Here is a 5083-nt window from a genome sequence, read left to right as displayed (position 1 = left end):
CCCGCCGGTGGCAAGGCCGCCCTGGGAAGCGGCATCAACCCGAAGAAGCCCGAACCGCACGCGAGCCAACCGGCTCCGACCGCGCCGGCCCCCGCACCGGCCGCGGCCCCGGCCCCGGCACCCGAAGGGGCGCCGGCCGCCGCCCCGGAGGCAGCCAAGGCCTCAGAGAAGGGGGCATCCTCGACCCGTTATACCGTGCAGATCGCTTCCTACCGCGACAAGAAGGAGGCCGATGCCGCCCAGGCGAAGTTGGCCGCCAAGGGGGTGGCCGCCTACCTGGTGGAATCGAAGGTCCCCGACAAGGGGGTCTGGTACCGGATCAGGGTGGGGAAACATCTCAGCAAGGCCGAGGCCGATGAACTGGTAGGCAAGACGGGGAAGGGCGCCATCGTGCTTGCCGAATAGCAGCCCTTGATGTTTCTCGCGCGGTCGTTATAGTTAGCCATAGTTAATTCCAATGAGGAGCGACTATGGAAACCAGACCAAAGCTGGGCGAGATCTTCGTGGAAAACGGCATCCTGACCGGCAAGACCGTGGAGCGGATGCTGCTGATTTCCAAGCGTGTCAACAAGCGGTTCGGGACCCTGCTCGAGGAGCTTGAGCTGGTCACCTCGGACGAACTGGCGGTAGCGCTGGCCACCCAGCACGCCTGCCGGGTAGCCAGCAACTTCGCAGGTTTGACCTACTCGGCGGAACTGTTGGCCACCATCCCGGTCGAGGTGGCCATGCAGAACTACATCTTCCCGCTCAAGCTGGAGAACAACCGGTTGGCGCTGGCCATCGCCGACCCGACCGAGATGCGGGTGGTCAGGAACCTTTCCGTGGAGAAGGGGCTCAGCATCACCCCCTACGTAGCGACCCGCAAGGAGATCTACGAGGCGATCTGCCGGAACTACCTGAAGAAGGAGAACCGCACCCTGCAAGGGCAGACCGTGCTGCTGGTGGAGGCGGACCGGCAGCTGGGCACCACCTTCGCCGACGTGCTGGGAAGGCAGGGGTTCCGGGTGATCCGGGTGGCGGACGGGCTGGAGGCGTACAAGGCGGTGCTGACCGAGAAGCCGCAGGCGGTGGTGACCGACCAGGACCTGCCCAACCTGCACGAAAACGGGTTCTTCGACGCCCTGCGGACCACCCCGGAGCTGAGCCTGATCCCGGTCATCTTGATAGCCGGGCCGGACGGCCCCGAGGACGAGATCATGGCCTTCGAGCGGGGCTTCTTCGATTTCATCCAGAAGCCGGTCCAAGAGGCGACCCTGGTGACCCGGGTCAAGCGGGCGCTGCAGTTCAGCCAGGGGAACTGCCGGTTCAACTGACTTCGCCGACACTAACGACGATACAAGAACCCTCCAGGAGCTAGCGGCACTGGAGGTCTTTGTTTCAGGAGGTACACCGTGAGCGCCATAGTGAGCATCAAGTGCCCGCAGTGCAAAAAGGAAGCGCCTCTGGCGGATAATCCCTATCGGCCGTTTTGCTCCAAGCGGTGCAAGATGATCGACCTGGGGACCTGGGCCAACGAGGGGTACCGGATTCCGGGCGAGAAGGCACCCGAGCACGAAGAGGAAGAGGACGAGTAACCCGCCCCGGCAACGGGGTTTTTCGATTCACCTACCCATTGCGTAGCTGTTACATTGATCAACTTCAAAGGAGCCCTTCATGTCACAAATTCGTCTCCGTTTCGCCCCCAGCCCGACCGGATACCTGCATGTCGGCGGGGCGAGGACGGCGCTTTTCAACTGGCTTTTGGCCAGGAAGGAGCAGGGCAAGTTCATCCTGAGGATCGAGGACACCGACGTGGCCCGCTCGACGCAGGAATCGGTCGACGCCATCCTGGAAGGTATGGCCTGGCTCGGCCTCGACTGGGACGAGGGCCCCTTCTACCAGTCCGACAACTTCCCCCTCTACAAGCAGTACGTGCAGAAACTGCTCGACGCCGGCAAGGCCTACAAGTGCTACTGCTCGGCGGAGGAGCTGGAGGCCAAGCGGGAAAAGGCCATGAAGGAAGGGGGCAAGCCGAAGTACGACGGCACCTGCCGAAACCTCCCCCCCCAGCCTGACGACGGCCGTCCCTACGTGGTGCGCTTCAAGGCGCCGCAGGAGGGGAGCACCTCCTGGAACGACCTCATCAAGGGGACCATCTCCTTCGAGAACGCGGAACTGGACGACCTGATCATCCAGCGCACCGACGGCACCCCGACCTACAACTTCGTGGTGGTGATCGACGACGCCACCATGAACATCACCACCGTCATCCGCGGCGACGACCATGTCAACAACACCCCGCGCCAGATCCTGCTCTACGAGGCGCTCGAGGTCCCGGTGCCCAGCTTCGCGCACGTCCCCATGATCCTGGGCGCGGACAAGGCGCGCCTCTCCAAGCGCCACGGCGCGACCAGCGTGATGGCCTACCGCGACATGGGCTTTCTCCCGGAGGCGATGGTCAACTACCTGGTGCGCCTTGGCTGGAGCTACGGCGACGAGGAGATCTTCGGGCTGCAGGACCTCATCCAGAAGTTCTCCATAGAGAGCGTGGGGCGTTCTGCCAGCGTCTTCAACCCGGACAAGCTCCTCTGGCTGAACGCGCACTACATCAAGAACGGCGACCCGGTGCGGCTGGCCGGGCTGGTCACCCCCTTCCTGAAGGATCGCGGCGTCGATCCGGCGGGCGGTCCCGACCTGGTGGCGGTTGTCAAGACCCTGCAGGAGCGGGCCAAGACCATGCTGGAGTTGGCCGACGGCGCGGTCTTCTACTACAAGGACGACTTCGACTACGACGAGAGCGGCGTGGCCAAGGCGTTCAAGCCGGAGACGCCGTCCCTGCTGGAGGCGCTGCTCGCTAAGCTCGACAGCCTGGAGTCTTTCAGCATGGAATCCATCGAGGGGCTCTTCAAGGGGTTCTGCGAGGAGAAGGGGATCAAGCTCGGCCAGATCGGTCCGGCGGTCCGGCTGGCGCTCTCGGGGACCACGGCTTCGCCGGGGATCTACGAGATGATCCTGGTGCTCGGCAAGGGGGAGACCAGGAAGCGTGTGGAGCGGGCCTTGGCCCGGCTGGGGAAATAAGCTGAGGGGGCGAAAAGCCCCCTCTCATTTTTGAGCTATTGTTTGACAAAAAGAAAGGCCTGCAGGAGAGGGGAATCCTCTGCTGCAGGCCAAGGCGTTGCAAGAAACTGTTCGGATTAGGCGCTGATAGCGTTCACCGGGCAGGTGTCTACGCACGCACCGCAGTCGATGCAGGTTTCTGCATTGATAACGCGCTTGTCACCCTGCTCGGTGATGGCGTTGACCGGGCAAGAATCCTCGCAGGCCGCGCAGTTGATGCACTCGTCGGAAATTTTGTGAGCCAAGGTATTCACCTCCTTTGTATACGAATTTCGTAGTAATTTGCCTCGGAAAACTAGCATACCGAGCAGAAAAAGTCCACCACTAAAACCTGCGGCGATTTTCCACGCCGCTTCAGAAAATTTCTTGAACTGTCGGCAACTCTCCTGTATATATAAAAAAAGGTTTTATTTGTGATGATTTTGCTCACGACCAGGCAAACTACATTTTCAGCGGGGGTCTTTTATCGATGGATATCTTGGCATTAAACTGCGGCAGCTCCTCTGTTAAATACCAGCTCTTCGATTGGGATAAAAAAGTGGTTGTCGCCAAGGGGATGGTGGAAAGGGTCGTAATCGGCGATTCCTTCATCATCCACGAAGTGCCGGGCAGGGAGACCTACCGCGAGAATTCCGACTGTCCCGACCACACCGTGGCGGTCGACCTTATCCTGCGGACCCTGACCTCCCCTGAGCACGGGGTGCTCAAAGACATCAAGCAGATCGCAGCCGTCGGCCACCGCGTGGTGCACGGGGGCGAGAAGTTCACCCGGTCCGTGCTGATCGACGACGAGGTGCTGAAGGCGGTAACCGACGTCCAGCATCTGGCCCCGCTGCACAATCCCCCCAACATCGCGGGGATCGAGGGCGCCCTCGCCGTGCTGCCGGGAGTTCCCCAGGTTGCCATCTTCGACACGGCGTTTCACCAGACCATGCCCGAGCACGCCTATCTCTACCCGCTTCCCTACGAGTGGTACGAGAAGTACGGCGTCCGTCGCTACGGGTTCCACGGCACCTCGCACCTCTACGTCTCCAAGCGCGCCGCCGCGCTGCTCGGCAAGCCGGCCAACGAGTGCAACCTGATCACCATGCACATCGGCAACGGTGTATCCCACTGCGCCATCAAGAACGGGGTCTCGGTTGACACCTCCATGGGGCTCACCCCGCTGGAAGGTGCCATGATGGGTACCCGCTGCGGCGACATCGACCCGGCCATCCCCGCCTTCATGATGCAGAAGGACAACCTCTCCGCCAAGGAGATCGACAGCATCCTGAACAAGAAGAGCGGCGTGATCGGCATTACCGGCCGCTTCACCGACCGCCGCGACGTGATCGAGCACGCGCAGGCCGGCGACAAGCTGTGCGCCCTGGCGCTGGACATCGAGGCCTATCGCCTGAAGAAGTACATCGGGACCTACATGGCAGTGGTGGGGAGGCTTGATGCCGTGATCTTCACCGCCGGTGTCGGCGAGATGGGTGCGCCCATCAGGGAGCGCGCGCTGACCGGCCTGGAGCACCTCGGCATCATGGTGGACAAGCAGAGGAACGCCTCCGCCATGACCCGCAAGCGGGAGACCCTGATCACCACCGACGATTCCCCGGTGAAGGTGTACGTCATCCCCACCGACGAGGAACTTGTCTTCACCGAGGACGTGGCCGCCATCCTGGACGGCAGCTACACCGACCACATGCACTTCGAGTACAGCTTCTCCAAGGACGACTTCGTCAGGAAGTAGAAGAACCGGAGAAAAATGAAATGTATCCAAAAGGCCGGCGGGGCCATCCCGCCGGCCTTTTGACGTTTAAGAAGGAAATATAAATTGATACGAGCTAACGGGGCGTGGTAATCTGCACCGGTTGGAAAGGTAGGGACAAGTAAGCTACTGGCATCAAATTTGGGCTGATTCCGTAAGTAGATCAGGGAAGGCACAGGCTTATTGAGCAGTTAACCTCTCAACAGCCATTTTGGCATATTAGCCAGGCCTCTC

Annotated in this window: 6 protein-coding genes; 5 read left to right on the top strand and 1 reads right to left on the bottom strand. The window is 61.4% G+C overall.

Annotated elements, in window-relative coordinates:
- From VJ604_RS11350 to gltX, 4 genes are all read left to right on the top strand, one after another.
- The coding region (locus tag VJ604_RS11350) for an SPOR domain-containing protein (protein ID WP_324082551.1) at positions 1-405 on the top strand (405 nt) is incomplete at its 5' end.
- Between the two features lie 65 nt (positions 406-470).
- Entirely contained in the window at positions 471-1313 is an 843-nt protein-coding gene (locus VJ604_RS11345; protein ID WP_324082550.1) for a response regulator, read from the top strand.
- Between the two features lie 78 nt (positions 1314-1391).
- Positions 1392-1574 (top strand): DNA gyrase inhibitor YacG, encoded by a 183-nt coding sequence (locus tag VJ604_RS11340; protein ID WP_324082549.1) that lies wholly within the window; start codon positions 1392-1394, stop codon positions 1572-1574.
- A gap of 79 nt (positions 1575-1653) precedes the next feature.
- A complete protein-coding gene (gltX, locus tag VJ604_RS11335; RefSeq protein WP_324082548.1) occupies positions 1654-3057 on the top strand; it encodes a glutamate--tRNA ligase in 1404 nt (467 codons plus the stop codon).
- Between the two features lie 116 nt (positions 3058-3173).
- Here gltX and fdxA read toward each other — a convergent pair whose 3' ends face one another.
- On the bottom strand, positions 3174-3341 hold the full coding sequence (gene fdxA / locus VJ604_RS11330) for a 4Fe-4S ferredoxin (RefSeq protein WP_324082547.1): 168 nt from the start codon (positions 3339-3341) through the stop codon (positions 3174-3176).
- Positions 3342-3565: 224 nt separating this feature from the next.
- Here fdxA and VJ604_RS11325 point away from each other — a divergent pair, with 224 nt between their 5' ends.
- A complete protein-coding gene (locus VJ604_RS11325) occupies positions 3566-4831 on the top strand; it encodes an acetate kinase (protein WP_324082546.1) in 1266 nt (421 codons plus the stop codon).
- Positions 4832-5083 lie beyond the last annotated feature (252 nt).

This window comes from Geomonas sp. (genome assembly GCF_035254065.1).
Lineage (GTDB): Bacteria > Desulfobacterota > Desulfuromonadia > Geobacterales > Geobacteraceae > Geomonas.
This window is presented reverse-complemented; position numbering and strand designations above follow the sequence as displayed.

What these genes read in the sequence shown, in the direction of transcription:
- VJ604_RS11325 (WP_324082546.1), top strand. Translation starts at nt 3,566, where the DNA reads ATGGATATCTTGGCATTAAACTGCGGCAGCTCCTCTGTTAAATACCAG.
- gltX (WP_324082548.1), top strand. Translation starts at nt 1,654, where the DNA reads ATGTCACAAATTCGTCTCCGTTTCGCCCCCAGCCCGACCGGATACCTG.
- VJ604_RS11345 (WP_324082550.1), top strand. Translation starts at nt 471, where the DNA reads ATGGAAACCAGACCAAAGCTGGGCGAGATCTTCGTGGAAAACGGCATC.